Origin of the sequence: Ruminococcus sp. AF17-22AC (assembly GCF_003460065.1) — a bacterium.
GTDB lineage: Bacteria > Bacillota > Clostridia > Lachnospirales > Lachnospiraceae > Blautia_A.
Genome location: NZ_QRXT01000001.1, coordinates 175,167 through 198,250, shown reverse-complemented (window position 1 = coordinate 198,250; position 23,084 = coordinate 175,167). Strand labels below are relative to the sequence as shown.

Sequence of the window (23,084 nt, the reverse complement as noted above, 5' to 3'; positions counted from 1 at the left end):
TATGTCATGTACCATACCATTTTTATGGTACATATTCAATGTTCTTTCTGTGAAATAAAATGAAATATTATAAACTTTTCATAAAGCTCTGTATATATCCTGTTCAATTAAATACAAAAAAGGATTCTCTGTAAACCAGAGAACCCTTATGCCGCTGGCCGGACTCGAACCGGCACGGTTTCCCGCTTGATTTTGAGTCAAGTGCGTCTGCCAATTCCGCCACAGCGGCAAATGAACCGAAAATTATATTACCACAATTTTCAGTTCACTGCAAGCATTTTAATGTAATAATTGCAAATTATTTTTATAATTTGTCTTCATCTTCAAGCATTTTTTCATAGATCGGGAAGCAGTCAAATGTTGCGAAATAATCTCTTGGTGTTTCTGCACGACGGATCATATCAAAGCTTCCATCTTCGTGAAGAAGAATCTCTGCGGATTTCAGCTTACCATTGTAATTATATCCCATAGCAAACCCATGTGCACCGGTGTCATGAATTACAAGCAGATCTCCCATCCCAATCTCCGGAAGATAGCGGTCAATCGCAAACTTATCATTGTTTTCGCAAAGGGAACCGGTAATATCATACAGATGATCGCACGGCTTGTCTTCTTTACCCATAACAGTGATGTGATGGTATGCACCATACATTGCAGGACGCATAAGGTTAACTGCACACGCATCTACACCGATGTATTCTTTGTGTGTATGTTTCTCATGGATTGCTTTTGTAACAAGGCATCCATACGGTCCCATCATGAAGCGGCCAAGCTCAGTATAAATTGCAACATCGCCCATTCCTGCCGGAACCAGAACTTCTTCATATACCTTACGTACACCTTCTCCGATCACGCGAATATCATTTGGTGTCTGCTCTGGTCTGTAAGGAATACCAATACCTCCTGAAAGATTGATGAATCCGATATGGGCTCCGGTTTCTTTCTGAAGTTTTACAGCAAGTTCAAACATAACTTTTGCAAGCATAGGATAATATTCATTTGTTACTGTATTGCTTGCAAGAAAAGCATGGATACCGAATTCTTCGGCGCCTTTTGCTTTCAGTGTACGGAACGCCTCAAAGATCTGATCTGTTGTCATACCATATTTGGCATCACCCGGATTATCCATAATGTCGTTACTGATTTTAAACAGTCCGCCTGGATTATAACGACAGCTGATCGTCTTCGGAATATAACCGACAGCTTTCTCTACAGCTTCAATATGTGTGATATCATCAAGGTTGATGATCCCACCGATCTCATTTGCATAGCGGAACTCTGCCTCCGGTGTATCATTGGATGAAAACATGATATCACCTTTTTTGCAGCCGATTGCTTTGGAAAGCATCAGTTCAGTCATAGAGGAACAGTCACATCCACATCCGTACTCCTGAAGAATCTGGATCAGATATGGATTCGGTGTTGCTTTAACTGCGAAGAATTCTTTAAATCCTTTATTCCATGCAAAGGCTTCTTTTAATGCTTTGGCGTTTTCACGGATTCCCTTCTCATCATAAAGGTGAAAAGGTGTAGGGAATTTCTCAGTGATTTCCTGCAGTTTTTCCAGTGTTACAAACGGCTTTTTTTTCATAATATTTATCTCCTCGTATAGCATTATTTCACATGCTGATGTGTAAACAGATGATCCTGACAATATTCATAATTGCCATTACATTTTGAACAGAAACGGAATTCCAGATTCGGATCATCCTTTTCTGTGCGTCCACAAATTGCACATTTGTGTTTTGTAATTCCTCCTGTTGCCGGATTCACCCGACTCTGTGCCATGGCTTTCTTAAATTCTCTGCGGCGATGCACTTCTTTCGGGTTATAACGCTGCATATTCCTTGTGCTGAAGAAAAACAGAATAAAGTTAAGCAGTGATGCAAGTATCGGCACTGCCATCACCCACAATCCGACACGGATATAGGAGATCATGTTGTACAGAATAATTGCGCCGTACACACCTGCCATCCATTTCATCTTGATCGGAATCACAAACCATAACAAAATCTGCATATCCGGATAACTCATCGCATATGCCAGGAAGACGGAAAGACTGACATAATAAGTCGTAAACACGCCTCCACCAATCATATAGGTCATACCATCGATCACTACAAAACCACCTGTAATGAAATAGGTAATAAATGCTGCGATCAGCACAAACAAAAGTCCTGAAAAAATATACAGGGTATAACGAAAACTGCCCCATGTACGTTCCAGTGACGTACCTACCGGATAATAGAAAAACAAAATAGAAATTACAAACAAAAAGAAATTACCGGTACTCGGCGGATAGATGACCCAGGTCACAAGTCTCCAGATCTGCCCCTGAAGAATCTTGGATACATCAAGGCTCATCATACTGAGCATCGAAGGATTCATATAACTCAGCAGATACCCAACCACATAACAGATAATCACATAGACTGTCAGGTTCGGAATTCCTCTTCCCCTGAATTTACGTTCCATTTTATCGATCCAATTCATAAGACACTTTTCTCCTTTTTCTGTTGATTTATACAGTCCGGAAAGATGAATTGTATTTGTTGCCAAATAAATCAAAAATACTTTTTCTTGGACAGGAACATTGCCGCAACAATACTCGCACCGATAGAAATCAGAATTACGATTGCAAATCCCAGTGTTGTGCTTGAAAAAGGCATACCTGACGGAGCAAGATTCATTCCATAGGCACTGAAAATAATCGTCGGAATACTCATGACAATCGTGATCACCGACAGTATCTTCATCACATCGTTCAGATTATTCGAGATAACAGATGCAAAAGCATCCATCATACTACGCAGGATACCACTGTAGATATTTGCCATCTCGATCGCCTGTGTGTTCTCGATAATGACATCTTCAAGTAGTTCCGTATCTTCGGGATATTTCTTAATACTTTCAACCTTGATCAGTTTCTCGAGTACAGCCTCATTCGAACGCAGAGAAGTCGTAAAGTATACCAGTGATTTCTCCAGTTCAAGTAACTCTATCAGTTCCTGATTTCGTGGTGAAAAATGGAGCTTCTCCTCCACCTGTTCACTCTTTTTGTCTATGATACGCAGATAACGCAGGTACATACTGGCATTGCGGTAAAGAATCTGCAGAATAAAACGTGTCTTCATATAAGTGAAGAAATTACGTACACGGCCCTCCATAAAACGTGTCAGAACCTGTGTATCCTCCAGGCATACCGTAAAGATCATTTTATCAGTAACAATAATACCAAGTGGGATCGTACCATACCAGTCTTTATCATTTCGCTCTTCGATCATAGGAACATCAACCAGAATCAGAGTGTAAGTATCCTCCACCTCAATACGTGACCGTTCTTCTTCATCCAAAGGAGCCCTCAGATCATCAACTTCGATCTGGAACTGTTCAGATATTTCAAATATTTCTGTTGCTGTAGGATTTGTAAGGGCAATCCAACATCCATCCTGCGGTTCCTGAATTTCATGAATGGCACCGTCTGATGTCCGAAACATTCTAACCACGATTACACTCCCCTTCCACTCTCTTTTTGGGTCATATGGTCAATTATAAAATGCCGTATAATTTTTGTCAATTCCAACTGAATTGTATTTACAAAAATTTCATTCAATTTATACGTTAAAGTGACATAGTGCAAATTGTAGACTTTCTATATTTAATATGTTAAGATTAACTACAGTTAATAAGGGAGGACTCAATACTTATGAATAAATCCAGCTTCGGCTCACATTTCACCGTAACTACATGGGGCGAATCCCACGGAAAAGCTCTGGGTGCAGTCATTGACGGCTGTCCTGCGGGGCTTTCTCTCTCAGAAGAAGATATCCAGAAATTTCTGGACAGACGCAAACCAGGACAAAGCCGCTATACAACCGCACGTAAGGAGGGCGATCTCGTAGAAATCCTCTCCGGTGTCTTCGAAGGAAAAACAACCGGAACTCCGATTTCCCTGATGGTGCGAAACACTGACCAGCGCTCCCGTGACTACGGTAATATTGCTTATTCTTATCGTCCGGGACATGCAGATTATACCTTTGATGCGAAATATGGCTTCCGTGATTACCGTGGCGGTGGACGATCTTCAGGCCGTGAAACGATCGGACGTGTTGCTTCCGGTGCAGTTGCATCCAGACTCCTTGCATCATTGGGTATTTCGTTCTGCACCTACACGAAATCTATCGGACCGGTCTCTATTAAAGAATATAACCCTGAAGAAATAAACAACAATGCATTCTATATGCCGGATGCAGATGCTGCTGCCAAGGCAGGTACTTATCTTGAGGAATGTATGAAAAATCAGGACAGCGCGGGTGGTGTGATCGAATGCCGCATCGGCGGTGTCCCTGCCGGTCTCGGAAATCCTGTTTTTGAAAAGCTTGATGCCATGCTCTCTCAGGCAGTCATGTCTGTCGGTGCAGTCAAAGCTGTTGAGATTGGTGATGGTATTCAGGTTGCTCATATGAAAGGTTCAGAAGATAACGACGGATTTTTAATCAAAGACAACGTGATAACTAAAACTTCCAATCATGCCGGTGGTATTATGGGCGGAATCAGTGACGGCAGCGAGATCATCCTTCGCGCCTACATCAAGCCAACACCTTCAATCAGTCAGCCTCAGCCGACGGTCACCAGCCAGGGTGAACAGATTTCCCTTGAAATACATGGCAGACATGATCCTGTCATTGTCCCGAGAGCAGTTGTTGTTGTCGAATCCATGTGTGCCCTCACCATTACAGATGCATTATTTGCTAATATGACTTCAAGACTTGATAAAATTCAGGAATTTTACTCAAAATAGCCATAAAAAGATCCCACAGCTTAAAACTGAGGGATCTTTTTAAATTATCGATATTTTAGCACAAACTATTACTGCTCATCATCTTCCTCATCAGATAACGGCTTGACAGCTTCAAAATCCTGAGGTACAGGCCACATATGAATGCTGTTTGGAGTCTCAACTTTATGGGGTTTATCATTCATAACGATGATGTTATTGTCATAGTCAACTTTGAAAGTAGTGATAGTATTGCTTGCATGATTTGCGACAGCAATATGCTGGTTATCCGGAAAGATCACAAGATCCTTCGGATAATCTCCACTGATTGGCAGTGTAAACTTCTTTTCGAGAAGTCCTGTTTCCGCATCAATCTCATACATAGAAACTGTATTTTCTCCTGCTGTTGTACAGAACAGATGCTTGCCATCTGGTGCAAGAGCCAGACCGGAAGCTGCATTATGAATCGCATCTTTATCATGCTTTTTACTCAGCGTGGAAACACTCTGTAAAAGCTCAAATTCCGGATTGACTCCGCTGCCATCATACCTGTATACCTTAATCTCGTTGCTCAATTCAAACAAAATGTACGCATATTTGCCATCCGCACTGAAACGGATGATCCTCGGTCCACTCTCTCTCGGACAACGAAGAATATCAACCAGTTCAAGCTTGTGACGTCTCTTATTGATACGATAGATTTTGACCTGATCAATACCATTGTCAACTGCGCAGAGATATTTATTGTCCGGTGTCGGTCGTACGCAGTTTACATGTGGACGGAAGTTACGCTCAGCGACACTTCCAAGTCCTTTATGGAACACGCCGTCCATAATACGTCCAAGACTTCCATCTTTATGCGTATGTACAACAGTCACCTTACCATCATGATATCCTGCTACATACAAATATCTGCCGTCTACGTCTGTGGCAAGAAAACAGCCTCTCATTCCATCAATTCCCACACTGTTGATACGGGTGAGGTCTCCATGCTCGTCACGCTGGAATACCGCAACACCCTCATCCTCTATGGAATACAGGAACTTACCGTTTTTGGAAACTGCTGTGTGTGATGCATTGCTGACCTTCACTTCGCCTCGCTCGATCAGTTTGCCGTTCTCTACATCTACATCATAGACCTGAATGCCTTTGCTGTTGCCATGGGTATATGTTCCCACATAAGCCACATATTTCTTGTTCCCCATTATACTGCCTCCTAAAATTCGATGAATATGTGCGAAAGCTCTATCCGCATTTGGTGTCCTAATTATAGCACATTCCATTTATAAGAACAAGTTGACATTCTACGTTGAATGTGTATTTTCTTACATACTTTACTTCATAAAGTACTCTCGTACTTTAGAAAGTGTGTTTTCAATCACAGCATCTGTATGCGCTGTGGAAAGGAACATTGCCTCAAACTGAGACGGTGCCAGATGAATTCCTGATTTCAGCATTGCAAGAAAATAATCTGCAAATGCCTTTGTATCGGATGTTTTTGCACTTGTATAATCGACCACTTCATTTTCTGTAAAGAAAAGGCTTCCTAAAGATGAAACATGATTTACATGGTATGGCTTTTTATATTCTTTAAGAATCTGTTCGATTCCACCATAAAGTTTTTCGCCCTTTTCTTCCAGTTCCTTATAAACTTCCTGATGTTCATACAGATATTTCAGCTGTGTCAGACCTGCAGCCATTGCAATCGGATTACCACTCAATGTACCTGCCTGGTAAACCGGGCCTGCCGGAGAAACCATCTCCATGATTTCTTTTTTGCCGCCGTATGCACCAACCGGCATACCTGCACCAATAATTTTACCATAAGTAACCATATCCGGTATCACATCAAAATATTCTGCTGCTCCGCCAAATGCAAGACGGAATCCTGTAATAACTTCATCAAAGATCAGTAATGTTCCGTGCTCGGTACAGAGACTGCGAAGACCTTCCAGAAAACCTTTCTTTGGCGGAACCACACCCATATTGGCTGCAACAGGTTCCACAATCACCGCCGCCACCTGTCCCGGTGCCTGTTCCAGAAGTGCTTTTACGCTGTCCAGATCATTATAAACTGCAGTCATCGTATCCTGTGTGCAGCCTTTCGGTACACCGGCACTGTCCGGTACTCCACTTGTCATAACACCGGATCCGGCGCTTACCAGAAGTGCATCACTGTGTCCATGATAACAGCCGGCAAATTTAATGATCTTATCACGCCCCGTATAGCCCCTGGCCGCACGAATTGCACTCATGACAGCCTCTGTGCCGGAATTGACCATACGCACCATCTCAACATGCGGAAGATGTTCACAGATAAATTCCGCCATCTCTACTTCTATCTCTGTAGCACATCCAAAGCTCAGACCGTCTGCGCAGGCTTCAACTACTGCTTCCCTGATCTGTGGAAAATTATGTCCGAGGATCATAGGCCCCCAGGAATCGATATAATCTACGTATTCATTGCCATCTACATCATAAATGTGACAGCCATCTGCATGTTTGATAAATCTCGGAGCCATTCCGATTGCACCATACGCTCTGACCGGACTGTTGACGCCGCCCGGAATTTTTTTTACTGCACGTTCATATAATTCTTCTGATCTTCCCATTAGCCGATTCTCCCTTCATCGATAAAGCGGGCAAGCTCTTTTGCATAGTAAGTCAGATAAATAGAAGCTCCTGCACGATAGGCACTTGCAGCCATCTCACAGACAATTCTGTCTTCTTCAATCCATCCCATCTTAGCGGCTGCTTTGACCATTGCATATTCACCACTTACACTGTAAGTAGCAATCGGAACATTTGTTGCATGGTAAACTTCCGAAACCATATCCAGATAAGACATTGCAGGTTTAATCATAATAATGTCTGCGCCCTCTTCGATATCTGTCAGTGCTTCTTTCATTCCCTCACGGCGGTTATGGAAATCCATCTGATAACTCTTACGGTCACCAAAAGATGGAGCAGAACCTGCCGCATCACGGAATGGACCATAAAATGCAGATGCATATTTGACTGCATAAGACATGATCGGAGTTTCTTTATGCCCTGCCTTGTCCAGACATTCACGGATTGCACGTACACGGCCGTCCATCATATCAGAAGGAGCCACCATATCTGCACCGGCTTCTACATGAGAAAGTGCTGTTTTTGCAAGTAATTCAAGTGTTGCATCATTCTCTACTTCATGACCGCAGAGAACACCGCAGTGTCCATGCGAAGTATATTCGCACATGCACACATCTGTAATATAGTAAAGATCCGGGAAGTGTTTTTTGGCTTCTCTTAAAGCTTTCTGTACAATTCCGTTTTCATCATAAGCACCACTTCCCAATTCATCTTTGTGGTCCGGAATTCCGAAAAGCATAATATTACCTACACCGGCCTTCTGAAGACGTTCCAGTTCATATGGAAGACGATCTACGCTGTAGCGGTACTGTCCCTCCATAGACGGAATTTCTTCCTCAACACCTGTACCCTCTTTTACAAAAAGCGGATAGATCAGAGAAGATTTGTCAATTCTGGTCTCTCTCACCATTTTACGGAGTGTTTCACTTCCGCGAAGTCTTCTTGGTCTCTGAATAAGATCCATTGTTGCTGCACCTCTTTCTTATCTTAAAAATGTTATTTGTTTTTTATCTTCACAACGAGCTCGATCAAAGCCTCAATTGTTGCTTTTTCTGCCACAAATGTCTGCATGCCATATGCATCAGCTGCAGCTTTTGTCTGTTTGCCGATACATGCTGCCACAACACCCGAATAATCTGCAAGTGCTGTACTTTCGACAAATCCTTTTACAGTTGATGCACTTGTAAATACCACACAGTCGATAGAACCTGTACGGATTTCTTCTCCGATATTGATCAGACGGCTTTTTTCATAGACGGTATCATATGTTGCAATATCATCCACCCTGGCACCATGAGTTCTAAGAATCTTTACAAGATTTTCATTTCCTTTTCTTGCTCTTGGGAGGAGGATTTTCTCTCCGCCTGTAAGTTTTGCCGCAAGGGCTTCCCCCAGTGAATCGCCATCATAAATTTCCGGAATCAGATCTACGAGAATACCTCTTTCTTCCAATACTTTCGCAGTTCCCTGACCGATTGCCGCAATATGTATTCCTGCCAGACTACGGATATCTTTGTGCGCGTTTTTTAATTCTTCAAAGAAAATCTCTGCACCTGTCGGACTTGTAAAAACAATCCACTGATAAGTATCCATTCTGTCAAATGCCTGCCAGAGCTCCGTCTGCTCATCCAGTGCAACAGTTCTGATAGACGGCAGTTCAAGCACTTCTGCTCCTCTTCTACGAAGTTCATCTGCGGTACGGGAACTGCGTCCCTTCGGTCTGGTTACAAGCACTTTACATCCGGCAAGAGAAAGCTTTTCATACCATCCGAACTCCGCTGCAAGCTTACATACTTTACCGACTACAATAATTGCCGGTGTCTCGATCCCCTGCCTTTCTACCTCTTCTTTCAGAGTGGAAACGGTTGCTACAACGCGCTTCTGATCAGCTGTCGTTCCCTTCTGGAGAACTGCCGCCGGCATATCCGGATCCATTCCTGCATCAAGCAGTCCCTGACAGATATCTGCAAGTGCTGCAATTCCCATAAGAAAAACCAGCGTTCCCTTCGTATCTGTCAGCGCTTTAAAATCAATGTCATATTTTTTGCCTGCTCGCCGGTGACCGGTAATGATATGTACCGAAGAACAGAAATCCCGGTGTGTAACCGGAATTCCGTTGTATGCCGGAACCGCAATAGAAGAAGTGACGCCCGGAACGATCTCATAAGGAATTTCATTCTCTGTCAGAAGTTCCAGTTCTTCTCCGCCACGTCCAAAAAGGAACGGATCACCACCTTTGAGGCGGACAACACGGTTTCCCTTCAGGGCTTCCTCCAGAAGCAACTGATTAATACCTTCCTGTGGCATCGTATGTTTATCTGCACGTTTTCCTACATTTATTAATCTTGCCTCTGTCGGAATTTTTGCCAGAACACCCTGACCTACAAGACTGTCATAAACAACAACATCTGCTGCTTTAAGGACTTCCATTCCCTTCAAAGTAAATAGACCGATATCTCCAGGTCCGGCTCCAACAAGCCATACTTTTCCCTTTTTCATAATGAAGTCCCTCCTGTTTTAATATTGTCATACATATCCTGCATCCGTTTGGCAAGATCTCTGCCCAGTTTTTCTGCCTCTGATTTCGGTCCCCGGATGCTGTCTTTAAAATAACGACCGTCACATTCCCTGTAATAGAGTCCGCGAAGAAAGAGTTCATCTCCCTCTACCACACCAAAAGCGGCAACCGGCGAAGAACAGCCTCCGTTCAGATATTTTACAAAAGCACGCTCTGCGCTGCCTGCAATCCATGCTTTTTCATCTCGATAGCCTTCCAGATAATCATATGTCAGATCCTGTCTTCCCTGTACCGCGAGAATTCCCTGACCTGCAGCCGGAAGAATCTCATCCTCTGAAAAATACCGGCAGATTCGATTTCCTAAGCCAAGGCGTTTCAGGCCTGCTGCAGCAAGAATCAGACCGGAATATTCTCCATTGTCCAGTTTCTGTAAACGGGTCTGAAGATTTCCACGAATACTTTTTACTTCCATTTCCGGATATAGTTCTTTAAGCTGAAGCGTACGCCGAAGGCTTGAACATCCCAGCGGTTTCGTAGGATCCAGTTCACCGACTCCCTCCGGGAACACCAGAACATCCCTCGGATCTTCTCTCTTTGAAAACGCAAGAAGAGGAAGTTCTCCAGGAACTTCCATCGGCATATCTTTCAGGCTGTGAACCGACAACATGGTTCTGCCCTCCAGCAGTGCTTTATCCAGTTCTTTTACAAAGAGGCCCTTGCCTCCGACCTTATCAAGTGTCCGGTCTAAAATTTTATCACCTGTCGTTTTCATTGTCAGAATCTCAACATCCAGCTCCGGATGCTGTGTTTTTATGTAATCGCGCACCATCTCACTCTGCAAAACTGCCAGACGGCTCTCCCTGCTTCCAATGATCACTTTATTCTGCACTTCTGTCTTCACCATCTGATGCCTCCATTGCTTCCTGAATTGCGATACGGACTTTTTTTGCGCGGCTGTGATCCAGCCCACTTGCTGTAATTCCGACAACCACTTCATCCTTCATATAAATACCCGGGAAATAGAAATCGCATTTACTCTTATCGTCGGCAACATTTACATAGATGCCCTCTTCCTTACAGACACGGTAAATCTCATCATTCAGTTTCCAGTCATTTGTTGCTGCGATCACCATATATGCCATGTCAAAATCCGAACGTTTGACCGTGCGTGTGATCAGATGAACATATCCTGTCTTTCCGAGTTCCTGCAGTTCCATCGTACACTTCGGTGCAATTGCAGTAATATTTCTTGTAAACTGCAAAAGTGTCCGTACTCTTCTGGTCGCAATATTGCCACCGCCTACAACGACGATTTTTTTGTCTGACAGATCAATAAACATTGGAAAATATCGTTTAGTCTTCATATACCTTCTCCAATCCTGCAACACATTCCAGAAAAGCTTCCTGATTCAGACTGTCCCTAAGACCGAAAATCATTTTATTAACAACTTTTCCAGCTGCGGTGTCTACTGCCTCAAGAAGACTTGCCCTGTCTTCTTCCTGCATCGGTGTTTTTTTGAGAATTTTTTCGATACGCAGATTCAGATCCTGCACTGCTTCCGCACGGATTTCCTGAATTCTCGGAATAACGTCACGGCCATCCAGCCACTGAAAAAATTCTGCCATCTGTTCTTCTACGATCGAAGCTGCTTTTATAAGACTCTCATGTGCCTCCGGCGAAAGTCTTTCTGTACGGAAGCTGTCCATATCATAAAGCGTAATTCCGTCCCTGCTGCCAAGAGACGGATCAATGTCCCTCGGAACTGCAAGATCAAGAAGCAGGAGCGGTTTTTCCAATACAACATCCTGAAAAAGTTCATCCCTCAGAGTAAAGTTCGGACTGGCTGTAGCACTTACTACAACGTCACAGTTCGGCAAAAATCTCATTCGCTCTCCATAATGAATACGGCTGCATCCAATCGGAATACTGACAAGTCCGCTTCGATACTGGCGGACTGTGACTGTTACATTGGCTCCGGCATCGCGAAGCGTCTGTGCGGCAACTTTTCCCATTTCACCATTTCCGATGACCATACATGTTTTGCCATACATATCATAACCCTGTTCTTTCAAATGGCTGACTGCCTGATGAATAACAGAAGGATTCCCATGTGCAAGAGGAGCTTCTGTCTTGATCTTTTTTCCAGCGGTTACAGCCATACGAAACAGTACTTCCAGCACACTGTCTGTTGTAAAATGCTCACGTGCAAGATTTAGAGCATCCTTAATCTGCGTTAGAATCTGATCTTCACCGAGAATCTGAGATTTCAGTCCTCCGGCAAGATAAAAAAGATGCTCTACAGCTTCTTTATCTTTACGTGTGATAAAATATTTTTCGTAAGAAGTATCCTGTATCCCCTTCAGACGGCACAGACACTCATACATGGAAATTTCCTGTTCTTCTTCGTGACTGGTCCATATTTCAAGTCGGTTGCAGGTCGACAAAATGATACAGCCATAAATTCCTGCCGTCTCTTTAAGTCTTTCCATTGCTTCTCCCGCATTTTTCTTTGTAAACGCAAACAGAGCCCGAATATCTACGGGTGCTCTGTCGTGATCAATTCCTATCATGGATATTGTCATGATATTGTGTTTCTCCTTTGTCTGACTATATCCTTTCCTGAATGGGATATACCATATCCGCGTGGATCCTTCAGGAAAACATACTATTTTAATAATAGTATGTTCGAGAAAAGTTGTCAATAAAATTTACATGGGGTTTTCCTGTGTGTTTTGAAAGAAAAACAATATCTTTAAATCTCTACATTTTTTGTTGCAATCATATCCACCCCTGTGTGTGCGACATCACGCAGAATCACATCTCCGATATGTACAGGAGCCGGTACAGTAATTTCCTTCATTGCACGAACACAGGCAAAAATTTTATCTTTCGGAATATCTTCTTTTGTTTTAACAGACACCACAGGTTCCGTTCCACCACTTACACGAACGGTCGTTGTCACGATTCTGGTCGGATTCGTAACCTCTTTTTTTCCATATACGGCACCTCTTTTGCAGCTATTTCCTTCTATACTTATGACTTCTGTGTCCTCAAGTTTCACAGTAAGAGGACATCCCATCGGGCAGCCGATGCATGTCAGATTTCTGATTTCCATATCTATTCCTCCTCGATTTTTAATGTAATTTTCTGCAATAAAAGATTCTTCATTATCTGTTCTCTGGTAAGTTTGATCTGCTCCATCTCCCCCGGAGCTACGACCGGACGTTTGCGGTGAAGGATTCTTTCTCCATCGAGATAGCAGCTTATATAGCAGTTTTTGTATACACCTCCGACGCGGAATCGAACAGTCAGTTCTTCCGGCATATGATCCGGACGTATTACAGACGGAACCGTATAACGTACCCCCTTTTCCGAAAACAGAATGATTTCTTTTTCTGTCAGATTTTTTGTATTTTCCTGGCTTCTGCATGCATTCTGTACATAAAGTGAGGCATTTCGTCCAGCCATAGCCGCTTCTTCCGATACAAAGTCAACCAGGTCATGTACATGAAGCACGTTTCCGCATGCAAAAACACCCTCTATATTTGTCTCCAGACTTTCATTGACTTTCGGACCGGATGTCACAGGATTCATTTCTATACCCATGCCGCGTGATAATTCATTTTCTGGAATCAGCCCGACAGAAAGAAGTAATGTATCACACTCATATTCTTCTTCCGTACCCGGAATCGGTCTGCCCTCTGCATTGACTTCGGCAAGAGTGATTCCTTCCACACGTTCTTTACCTTTAATATCAATTACCGTATGGCTTAATTTCAACGGAATCCCAAAATCATCCAGACACTGCACAATGTTTCGTTTCAGGCCTCCGGAATAAGGCATCAGCTCTGCAACCACCTGCACGTCTGCCCCTTCCAGCGTCATTCTCCTTGCCATAATCAGACCGATGTCACCGGAACCTAAGATCACAACTTTTCGCCCCGGAAGATACCCTTCAATGTTTACCAGACGTTGTGCCGTTCCTGCTGAAAAAATCCCTGCCGGACGATAGCCTGGTATGTTCAGTGCTCCTCTTGAACGTTCACGGCAGCCCATTGCAAGAATTACGGCTTTTGCCTGAATCTGAAACATTCCTTCTTCCTGGTTCATTGCTGTTACGACTTTGTCTGCGCTGATATCCATAACCATAGTATGTAATTTGTATTCTATCCGAAGTTTCTCTGTCTGTGCGATAAATCTTCCGGCATATTCCGGACCTGTCAGTTCTTCCTGAAACGTATGCAGGCCAAATCCATTATGAATACACTGGTTCAGAATCCCACCAAGCTTATCATCACGCTCAAGAATCAGGATACTTTCTGTTCCGTTTTTTCTGGCTGCCACAGCTGCAGAAAGTCCTGCCGGACCTCCGCCGATGATCACAATATCATAATTTTTCATTTTGTTTTCCTCCTCAAAATACATCCTTATTAATTCCTTCTATAATTCTGGAATTCCCGCCGGATTTCGTAATTTCTTCCATTGATTTTTCAAGCTCACGAGCCAGAATTTCCATAACCTTAGGTGCACAGAATCCTGACTGGCAGCGTCCCATGCCGGCACGCGTCCGTCTTTTGACTCCGTCCAGTGATTTGCCTCCCAATGGTCTTCTGATCGCATCTATAATTTCTCCCTCTGTCACCATCTCACAACGGCAGATAATATTTCCATATGCAGGATTCTGTTGAATCAGCTCGTTTCGTTCTTCAATCGTCATTGCATTCAGATCAGGCATTCCTGTTCTCGTGGAAATAAAATCTGTTTTTTCTTTCAGATCATATTTTTTCTGTACAAGGTTTCCAATAACTTCACCTATCGCCGGTGCACTGGAAAGTCCCGGTGATTCAATTCCGGCACAGTCTATAAAATCATTTTCTGTTTCACCGATAACAAAATCATCTCCGTCTTCGTGTGCACGCAGACCGGCAAATGAAGTAATCACCTGCCGTGTTGGAATATTTTTTACACTGTCTGCAGATTTTTCAAGAACCTGCAGTAGTCCGTCCCGTGTTGTATTTATACCTTCTTTATTTTCAATATCCACTGCCGTCGGTCCGATCAGAAGATTTCCATGAACCGTCGGTGTCACTAGAACGCCTTTTCCAAATTTACCGGGAAGAGTAAAAATCGTCCTTCCTACATGATTACCGGCACTTTTGTCCAGAAGACAATATTCTCCTTTTCTCGGGGTGATATGAAGTTTCTTTTCACTTACCATATTGTGGATCTTATCCGCATATACACCGGCTGCATTGACAATACACTTCGCATTGTATTCTCCCTTACCGGTTGTGATTTTCCATCCTTTTGCCTCTCGTTCAATTTGCTGCACTTCCGTATTAAAATGGAATGACACACCATTTGTATATGCGTTTTCTGCAAAAGCAATCGTCATATGAAACGGACATACAATTCCGGCTGTTGGTGCATATAAAGCCGCATAGACTTTATCGGAAACATTTGGCTCCATCGAAAGTACTTCATCTCTGTTCAGGATCTGAAGATCTTTTACCCCATTTTCGATTCCTCTGTCATAAAGTTTTTTAAGATCCGGATAAGCTTTTTCATCCAGACAAAGCACAAGTGAACCATCCCGTTTAAACGGAAAGTCAAGCTCTCTTGAAAGTGATTCGATCATTTCATTTCCCCTCACATTCAATCTGGCTTTCCATGAGCCTGGTTCTGCATCATACCCTGCATGAATGATCGCACTGTTTGCTTTTGAGGTACCGCAGCAGACATCCTCTTCTCTTTCCAGCACGCAGACTTTACACTGATAACGTGACAGTTCCCGTGCAATTGCTGTACCTGTCACTCCTGCACCAATAATAATCACATCATAGTTTTTCATATTTATATCCTCCTGTATCGTAAAAAGCCTGACAAATAAACCCATGTCTTATGGATTTACTGTCAGGCTCTCTTTTCTCTTGCCTAAATATTTAATTTGAATTCAGTCACTTGAAAGTGACTCCTAATCATTAATCTTCTTCGTCTCTTGCCCAGCCATAGGCATATTTGACTGCTTTTTCCCATCCTTTGATTCGCTTAACTCTCTCTGTATCCGCGATCTGGGGAGTAAAGGTTTTATCAATCGCCCAATTCTTAAGTACATCTTCCTTGCTCGTCCAGTAGTTTACTGCAAGACCTGCCAGATAAGCTGCACCCATCGCAGTAGTCTCGACACATTGCGGACGATTTACCGGTGCATTGATGATATCAGCCTGTGTCTGCATCAGAAAATCATTCGCACTCGCGCCACCATCGACTTTCAGTGAAGCAAGCTGAATTCCGGAATCGGCTTTCATCGACTGTAATACATCATTTACCTGATATGCCAGAGATTCCAGAGTTGCACGGATAATATGGTATTTATTTACGCCTCGGGTGATTCCGACAATCGTACCTCTCGCATACTGATCCCAGTGTGGTGCTCCAAGTCCAGTAAATGCCGGAACAACGTAGCAGCCATTTGTATCCTTTACTTTCTTTGCCATATATTCAGAATCTTCAGCAGAATCAATCAGGCGCATCTCATCACGCAGCCACTGGATTGCAGCCCCTGCCACAAAGATAGATCCCTCCAGCGCGTAATTTACTTTTCCATCAAGCCCCCAGGCAATTGTTGTAACAAGGCCATTCTCGGAAAACACCGGTTTCTCACCTGTATTCATAAGCAGGAAACAACCGGTACCATATGTATTTTTTGCTTCACCGGCCTGAAAACAGGTCTGCCCAAACAATGCGGACTGCTGATCTCCCGCTGCACCTGCAATCGGTATCGGACCGCCTAAAAATGACGGATCTGCCATACCGTAAACACAGCTGGACGGTTTCGGTGTCGGAAGCATACATCTCGGAATATCTAATTCTTCAAGGATTTCTTCATCCCACTGTAAAGTATTGATATTGAAAAGCATTGTACGGGATGCATTGGAATAATCCGTAATATGAACCGCACCCTTCGTCAGTTTCCAGATCAGCCAGGTCTCAACTGTTCCAAAAAGCAGATCTCCACGCTCTGCTTTTTCTCTGGCTCCCGGCACATTGTCGAGAATCCATTTTACTTTTGTTGCAGAAAAATAGGCATCTATCACAAGACCGGTCTTCATACGGAATTTATCGGTAAGACCTTTTGCCTTCAGTGAATCACAGTATTCGGATGTTCTGCGGCACTGCCAGACAATTGCATGATAGATCGGGTCTCCGGTGTTTTTATCCCATACGATTGCAGTCTCTCGCTGATTTGTAATACCGATTGCAGAAATATCATGTGCTTCTGCACCAATCATATTCATAGCTTCTACTGCCACACCAAGCATACTTGCCCAGATTTCATCTGCATCGTGTTCCACCCAGCCGGGCTTCGGGAAATACTGATGAAATTCCCTCTGTGCCACACTGCACATTTCACCTTTTTCATTAAATAAAATGCATCGGTTGCTGGTGGTACCCGCGTCCAGCGCCATTACATATTTTTGCATATAAAAAGCCTCCCTCATAAAAGAGTTTCTTTTATAATATCGTTTTTATATTCCTCTTATTTATCTTATTAAACAAAATCTTTTATAATTAGTCAATAGGATATCGACTTCTCAGGATACAATTCTATAATAATCAGATAAATTATCAGGGAATGGAATTACAGTTTCCATACGTTGTGGTTGGTGGAGGATACGGCGGTGGCGCCGGCGGTGAGGGCTCCCATAACGGATTCTTTGTCGATAATGAGACCTCCGGCGATTACGGGTACTTTGATTTCAGAGCAAAGTTTCTGAATGACTTTTGGCATTGCACCAGGCAGGACTTCTATAAAATCTGGATGGACGATATGCTGCTGTATCAGAATATTCTCGTAAGCCATTGAATCCAGTAGGAAATAACGCAGTACCGTATACAGCGAAAGTTCTTTTGCTTTTTTGATCAATGATGGTTTTGTGGTAATAATTCCATCGGCATCGGTATTATTTTTCAGATATTCAACTGCTATCTCGCGTGGGCTTAATCCTCCGACCAGATCTACATGCACCATGGCAATCTTGCCTGCAGCCTTGATTTTCTTTACAATATCTCCAATCGAACATATATCCCCAAACAAAACAAAGACAACTCGTATGTCCTCCAGCTTACAGCATCCTTCCAGATCATCCATACTTTTTACTGCCGCAATGATCGGATTGTCCTCCACCGCATCCCAAAATTCCTGTTCCATTCCATGCCCTTTCTCTGGTCATAAATCCATTATCTACAACCACCTGGTATTCTATATATTCTAATATATCATATTCATTTTTGATAAACAAACAAAAACAGGTAAGAATTCTGTAAAATTCCTGCCTGTCTTTGGTATTTCCCGTCTTGTTCTTTTAAAGACAATACTATAACTAAATAATATTTGCTCACGTATAAATAATATGCTCATATACGACCGCGTGGCCAACAAGGGGGAGTCTGAGGGGGAAGTGCGGCCTTCGCAACTGTGAGCTCTTCCCCCTCAGAATCTTTTTCAAATATCAAGGTTTCGGGGCACCCCCGAAGGTTCCTAAGGAAGTTCCCTTAGATCACCCAAAAATTATCCGTACAAACCACTTTCCTGTACAACTCAAATCTGAACCATTTATTATGCAATTCGGATCTGTTTTCTGCAGTTGCTGCTTTCGCTTCTTCGAGGAATTTGTCCAATTCTGCTCTGTTTTTCACAAGCAGCGCCATTCCACGCTCATCCACTACCGGCAGTCCCATGTAGCGATAATCTTCAATCTTCTGAATATCTTCAACTTTACCGTCACGAATCAGGACAGCTGCACCGTCCTCAACGGACAAAATATCAAAGTATTCCGGATATTTGAAGCTGTCACCGGAAACCGGCACTTCATCTCCTACATGATAGGTTTTCCTATCAGATCCTGTTTTGGACATCATAGCATTTTCCAGATTGAAGTAAAATTCTTCAAACACATAACCGCCGACTTTGATATCGTCCTTCTGGAAATATGGTTTTTCGCTGTCATTTTCTACCGTTTCCAGTACACCGCATGCAGAAGTCATATGGCTGACACGGTCGATCAGGATCATTTCACCAAGTGTTTTATGTTTCTTAAATTCATCCAGCACAATTTTTTCTGCCAGTTCGATTTCGCAAAGTGCAATTTCATTTTTTTCGATATAATCAGCAGAAATATGTTCTCCTGTGTTGACATCGATTTTATATTTGATACTGCGGATAAATCCCGGAATCCTCTTAGTACCGAGTTTTACCAGATACTCTTTTCCGAGAGTCAGTCTGCTGTCATCCATCCAGAGAAGCGTTGCTGTAAAGCTTTTTGCAACGGAAAGCTGTGCCTGATCTGTCAGAACACATCCACGGCTGACATCCACTTCTTTGTCAAGCTGGATTGTCACTGCCTGGCCTGTCACTGCTTCCTCTACGGATGTACTTCCATTCAGTAATGTTTTGACTGTTGCAGTTTCATTGCTCGGAAGTGTGGTTATGGTCTGTCCGACTTTGATCCTGCCACTTTCAATCTGTCCCTGAAATCCTCTGAATTCATGATTTGGACGGCATACACGCTGTACTGGCATATAGAATCCGGCTTCGCTCTCAGTCTCTGTCACATCAACCGTTTCCAGATGATCCAGAAGTGTTTTTCCTGTATACCATGGCATATTTTCAGATTTGACAGTCACATTGTCACCTTCAGTCGCGCTGACCGGAACGATCACAACATCCTGAAGTCCGAGACTTTCAGAAAGCTCATTAATGTCTTTTATAATTTCATTAAATCTCTCTTCACTATAGTCCACAAGATCCATTTTGTTGACTGCAAATACAAAGTGATGAATTCCCATCAGCGCACAGATACGGCTGTGGCGTCTTGTCTGTACCAGAACACCCTGTTTTGCATCGACCAGAATGATTGCAAGCTGTGCAAAGGAAGCACCAACTGCCATATTTCTTGTATATTCTTCATGACCAGGTGTATCTGCAACAATAAAGCTTCTTTTATCTGTAGTAAAATAACGATAAGCCACGTCGATTGTGATACCCTGTTCTCTTTCTGCCATCAGGCCGTCGAGAAGAAGTGAATAATCGATTGCACCACCTCTGGATCCAACTTTGCTGTCAAGGATCAGGGCTTTTTCCTGATCTGCATAAAGCAGTTTTGAATCATAAAGTATGTGTCCGATCAGTGTGGACTTTCCATCATCCACACTTCCGCAGGTAATAAATTTCAGTAAACCACTCATTTAGAAATACCCCTCTCTCTTTCTCTTTTCCATGCTCGCTGCACCACCGTCAGAATCGATTATTCGGCTGGTTCTTTCGGATTCCACAGAACTTAATGTCTCATCAATGATTGCATCAAGTGTATCTGCTTCTGAAAGGATACCTCCGGTCAGCGGATAACAGCCCAGTGTACGGAAACGTACTTTTTTCATCTCCGGTTTTTCTCCCGGTTTCAGACGCATACGCTCATCATCCACCATAATGATATTTCCGTCACGATATACCACCGGACGTTCTTTTGCAAAATAAAGAGGTACGATCGGAATATTTTCTCTCTGTATGTACTGCCAGATATCTTTTTCTGTCCAGTTGGAGATTGGAAAAACACGAATGCTCTCGCCTTTATTGATCTCAGTATTATAAAGTTTCCACATTTCCGGTCTCTGATTTTTCGGATCCCACGCATGATTTTCGTTGCGGAAAGAAAAAATACGTTCTTTTGCACGGCTCTTTTCTTCATCACGACGGCCGCCGCCAAAAGCTGCTGTAAAACCATATTTGTTCAGAGCCTGTTTCAGAGCTTGTGTTTTCATGATATCTGTATAAGCTGAACCGTGATCGAAAGGATTGATTCCCTGCTTTACACCATCTTCGTTAATATATTCCAGCATCTCGATTCCAAGATCTTTTGCTGTCTTATCACGAAACTCAATCATTTCTTTAAATTTCCATGTTGTATTGACATGTAAAAACGGGAAAGGCGGTTTTTCCGGATAAAAAGCTTTCAGTGCAAGATGAAGCATTACTGAGCTGTCTTTTCCGATGGAATAAAGCATTACTGGTTTTTCGCATTCTGCTGCCACTTCCCGGATAATATATATTGCTTCTGCTTCCAGTTCATCTAAATGTGATAATCCGCTCATATTTGGTCTCCTGTCTTAATATTTATTGGAATTTCTCCGGTCAACACTGATCACAAGTTCGCTGCCGTCTGCTCTGGTGATATTCCAGTTGAGAAGATCACCTTTTTGTGTGACATTCATTGTTCCACCCATGCCGCCGATGTCTGCACCAAGATAGAATTCAATGGCTCCTGCCCTGCATTCTTTTACGCAGGAAACACAGCCCCAGCAATTCTTCGGGTATTTCATGACTGCCTTTTTATCTATGATCTGAATGAGGGTGCCTGGACATACTTCCTGACATTTTCCGCAGCCGATACAGCGGTCTTTACGAATTTGTATGCTCATAAGTATCCCCCTTTATCAGATCCCGGAACAGAATATGGAGCTTGCCGTCTTCCATTCTGGAATTTACATATTTTTCAAATTTTTCATCTGTCTCCGGATGATCAAGATTTTCGTTAAATGAATGCCAGCGTGTTTCTTTTCTGTTTTTGAGATGTTCGATCAGAACCTGACAGACAAGAAGTCTTTCTTTTAACTCGTAAGCAAAAAGGAGCTCATGCATATCCTCTGCCCCGATCTGCTCTGCCAGTTCACTTAAACGCGCGATTTTTTCTTCTGCAAGTTTTAACTGTTTTTCATTAAACTGATAATTGCTTGCGATTCCGCCTGCATATTCGTCCATAACTTTCTGCATGGCTTCTTCCAGATCATCAATTGTAAATAATCCGTTCTGTGTACTGCGGATTTTTTCGTAATCTTTCAAAATCACCTGTGCCTGTTTTTCGATTGTGGACGTTGTTTCATCAGAATCACTTTTCAGCTGTTCGATGATTGCAAAAGAGGCAATCTTGCCCTCAGCCAGAGCACCAGTTACATATTTCTGCGGACATCCGCCAGCAACATCACCGGCCGCATACAGTCCGTGAATGGTCGTTTTTCTCTTTGTATCTACCCAGAAACCACTTGCCGTATGACCACCTACAATATATGGCTCTGTTCCCTGAATCTCTACGTCCTGTTCACTCGGCATTTTGCCGTTTTCAATCCATTTAAGGGTCTGGCTCGGTGCCATGTTCAGATATGCTTTCAGAAGATCCCGATCCTGCTCGGACGTGATACCGGAAGTCTGAAGATAACACGGACCATGTCCCAGCTGGTTTTCTCTGACTGTTCCATAAACTCTCTGGCTGGTTGTCAGGCCATAGATATGCTCGTAAACTTCGCCTTTTGAATTAACCTGCTTTGCCTGTACACCCTGCGCAATGGTTCCGGTCGGAGCAATTGTATCTTTGCATCTCAGTGCAATAAAACGCATCTCAAAGGTTGTCATCTCTGCACCGGAACGGATTCCCATCGCATATCCGGCTCCTGTGTTAAAAGGAGGATACCACATTTTATGTCTGGAAAATCCCGGGTTGTTTGGTTTATAAATGCCTGCAGCGCCACCTGTTGCGATCAGGACTGCCTTTGCATGAATCACATAGGCTGTTTCTTCCATAATGGAAAAACCGACTGCGCCATAAACACTTCCGTTTTCTGTAAGAAGATCTGTAATATTTACGTAATTTAGAACGTCTACATTTTTGCTTTTGTATACAGCATCTGCAAGAAGTGGTTTGAAGTTCTCGCCATTGATCTTAATGTTGCGGTTACCTCTCGCCACATAGTCTCCGTTTTCATCTTTGAGAATTACAAGACCGAGGCTTTCCATGTCTGCTGTTACATTGTTAAATTCTTCGGCTGCCGTCAGAAGCAGGTCATTTCTGACGATGCCTGCTGCATCTTTTGTTGCGTAGTCTACATAATCCTGAGGTTTACGTCCTTTGACGATATATGCATTGATGGCGTTAACACCAGCTGCCAGACAGCCGCTTCGTTTGATATTTGCTTTCTCTGCTACCAGAACAGAAGCATCTGAATTTCTGCTGATTGTAAGTGCCGCGTAACAGCCTGCGGTACCGCCGCCGATAATCAGGACATCTGTATCTATCTGTTTTACCTGTAAGGGTTTGCTCATGGTT

Annotated in this window: 20 protein-coding genes and 1 tRNA gene; 1 reads left to right on the top strand and 20 read right to left on the bottom strand. The window is 43.1% G+C overall.

Going from position 1 to position 23,084, the window contains the following annotated elements; genetic code table 11:
• Window positions 1-149: 149 nt before the first annotated feature.
• The 4 genes from DWW86_RS00995 to DWW86_RS00980 all read right to left on the bottom strand — a co-directional run bounded on the left by DWW86_RS00995 (window position 150) and on the right by DWW86_RS00980 (window position 3,506).
• Window positions 150-229 (bottom strand) — tRNA-Leu (locus DWW86_RS00995).
• Between the two features lie 75 nt (window positions 230-304).
• Window positions 305-1,591 (bottom strand): diaminopimelate decarboxylase family protein, encoded by a 1,287-nt coding sequence (locus tag DWW86_RS00990; RefSeq protein WP_072521264.1) that lies wholly within the window; start codon window positions 1,589-1,591, stop codon window positions 305-307.
• 23 nt (window positions 1,592-1,614) lie between these two features.
• Window positions 1,615-2,493, bottom strand: coding sequence for a rhomboid family intramembrane serine protease (locus DWW86_RS00985; RefSeq protein ID WP_072523326.1), 879 nt, complete (start codon window positions 2,491-2,493; stop codon window positions 1,615-1,617).
• Between the two features lie 71 nt (window positions 2,494-2,564).
• Window positions 2,565-3,506 (bottom strand): magnesium transporter CorA family protein, encoded by a 942-nt coding sequence (locus tag DWW86_RS00980; protein WP_072521265.1) that lies wholly within the window; start codon window positions 3,504-3,506, stop codon window positions 2,565-2,567.
• Window positions 3,507-3,706: 200 nt separating this feature from the next.
• Here DWW86_RS00980 and aroC point away from each other — a divergent pair, with 200 nt between their 5' ends.
• Entirely contained in the window at window positions 3,707-4,801 is a 1,095-nt protein-coding gene (aroC, locus tag DWW86_RS00975; protein ID WP_117942006.1) for a chorismate synthase, read from the top strand.
• Between the two features lie 68 nt (window positions 4,802-4,869).
• Here aroC and DWW86_RS00970 read toward each other — a convergent pair whose 3' ends face one another.
• The 16 genes from DWW86_RS00970 to DWW86_RS00895 all read right to left on the bottom strand — a co-directional run bounded on the left by DWW86_RS00970 (window position 4,870) and on the right by DWW86_RS00895 (window position 23,080).
• Entirely contained in the window at window positions 4,870-5,982 is a 1,113-nt protein-coding gene (locus DWW86_RS00970) for a lactonase family protein (RefSeq protein ID WP_072521267.1), read from the bottom strand.
• A 129-nt stretch (window positions 5,983-6,111) separates the two neighbouring features.
• The gene (gene hemL, locus DWW86_RS00965) at window positions 6,112-7,389 is read right to left on the bottom strand and encodes a glutamate-1-semialdehyde 2,1-aminomutase (protein ID WP_117942005.1); all 1,278 of its coding nucleotides are present in this window, start codon (window positions 7,387-7,389) and stop codon (window positions 6,112-6,114) included.
• Window positions 7,389-8,372 (bottom strand): porphobilinogen synthase, encoded by a 984-nt coding sequence (gene hemB, locus DWW86_RS00960; RefSeq protein WP_117942004.1) that lies wholly within the window; start codon window positions 8,370-8,372, stop codon window positions 7,389-7,391. Before hemB ends, hemL begins: the two co-directional genes overlap by 1 nt.
• Before the next feature lie 32 nt (window positions 8,373-8,404).
• Complete coding sequence (gene cobA / locus DWW86_RS00955) at window positions 8,405-9,907, bottom strand: uroporphyrinogen-III C-methyltransferase (protein ID WP_117942003.1); 1,503 nt, start codon at window positions 9,905-9,907, stop codon at window positions 8,405-8,407.
• Window positions 9,904-10,830, bottom strand: a complete 927-nt coding sequence (gene hemC, locus DWW86_RS00950; protein WP_117942002.1) for a hydroxymethylbilane synthase — start codon at window positions 10,828-10,830, stop codon at window positions 9,904-9,906. Before hemC ends, cobA begins: the two co-directional genes overlap by 4 nt.
• Window positions 10,805-11,290 (bottom strand): precorrin-2 dehydrogenase/sirohydrochlorin ferrochelatase family protein, encoded by a 486-nt coding sequence (locus DWW86_RS00945; protein WP_117942001.1) that lies wholly within the window; start codon window positions 11,288-11,290, stop codon window positions 10,805-10,807. Before DWW86_RS00945 ends, hemC begins: the two co-directional genes overlap by 26 nt.
• Window positions 11,280-12,509 (bottom strand): glutamyl-tRNA reductase, encoded by a 1,230-nt coding sequence (gene hemA / locus DWW86_RS00940; RefSeq protein WP_117942000.1) that lies wholly within the window; start codon window positions 12,507-12,509, stop codon window positions 11,280-11,282. The genes DWW86_RS00945 and hemA overlap by 11 nt, the downstream gene beginning before the upstream one ends.
• Before the next feature lie 170 nt (window positions 12,510-12,679).
• Window positions 12,680-13,042 carry a DUF1667 domain-containing protein gene (locus DWW86_RS00935; protein WP_072521274.1) on the bottom strand — a complete coding sequence of 121 codons (363 nt, stop codon included), beginning with the start codon at window positions 13,040-13,042 and terminating at the stop codon, window positions 12,680-12,682.
• Window positions 13,043-13,044: 2 nt separating this feature from the next.
• On the bottom strand, window positions 13,045-14,328 hold the full coding sequence (locus DWW86_RS00930; RefSeq protein ID WP_286187625.1) for an NAD(P)/FAD-dependent oxidoreductase: 1,284 nt from the start codon (window positions 14,326-14,328) through the stop codon (window positions 13,045-13,047).
• 13 nt (window positions 14,329-14,341) lie between these two features.
• Window positions 14,342-15,778 carry an NAD(P)/FAD-dependent oxidoreductase gene (locus DWW86_RS00925; RefSeq protein ID WP_181985274.1) on the bottom strand — a complete coding sequence of 479 codons (1,437 nt, stop codon included), beginning with the start codon at window positions 15,776-15,778 and terminating at the stop codon, window positions 14,342-14,344.
• Between the two features lie 130 nt (window positions 15,779-15,908).
• Window positions 15,909-17,411, bottom strand: a complete 1,503-nt coding sequence (gene glpK / locus DWW86_RS00920) for a glycerol kinase GlpK (RefSeq protein WP_072521277.1) — start codon at window positions 17,409-17,411, stop codon at window positions 15,909-15,911.
• A 158-nt stretch (window positions 17,412-17,569) separates the two neighbouring features.
• Window positions 17,570-18,139: a glycerol-3-phosphate responsive antiterminator gene (locus DWW86_RS00915; protein ID WP_117941997.1), complete on the bottom strand. Its 570-nt coding sequence runs from the start codon at window positions 18,137-18,139 to the stop codon at window positions 17,570-17,572.
• 344 nt (window positions 18,140-18,483) lie between these two features.
• Complete coding sequence (locus tag DWW86_RS00910; RefSeq protein ID WP_117941996.1) at window positions 18,484-20,175, bottom strand: sulfate adenylyltransferase subunit 1; 1,692 nt, start codon at window positions 20,173-20,175, stop codon at window positions 18,484-18,486.
• Complete coding sequence (gene cysD, locus DWW86_RS00905) at window positions 20,176-21,078, bottom strand: sulfate adenylyltransferase subunit CysD (protein ID WP_072521280.1); 903 nt, start codon at window positions 21,076-21,078, stop codon at window positions 20,176-20,178. It lies immediately after the preceding gene.
• A 15-nt stretch (window positions 21,079-21,093) separates the two neighbouring features.
• Window positions 21,094-21,405, bottom strand: a complete 312-nt coding sequence (locus DWW86_RS00900; RefSeq protein ID WP_072521281.1) for a 4Fe-4S dicluster domain-containing protein — start codon at window positions 21,403-21,405, stop codon at window positions 21,094-21,096.
• Entirely contained in the window at window positions 21,386-23,080 is a 1,695-nt protein-coding gene (locus DWW86_RS00895) for an adenylyl-sulfate reductase subunit alpha (RefSeq protein ID WP_117941995.1), read from the bottom strand. The genes DWW86_RS00900 and DWW86_RS00895 overlap by 20 nt, the downstream gene beginning before the upstream one ends.
• Window positions 23,081-23,084: the final 4 nt, after the last annotated feature.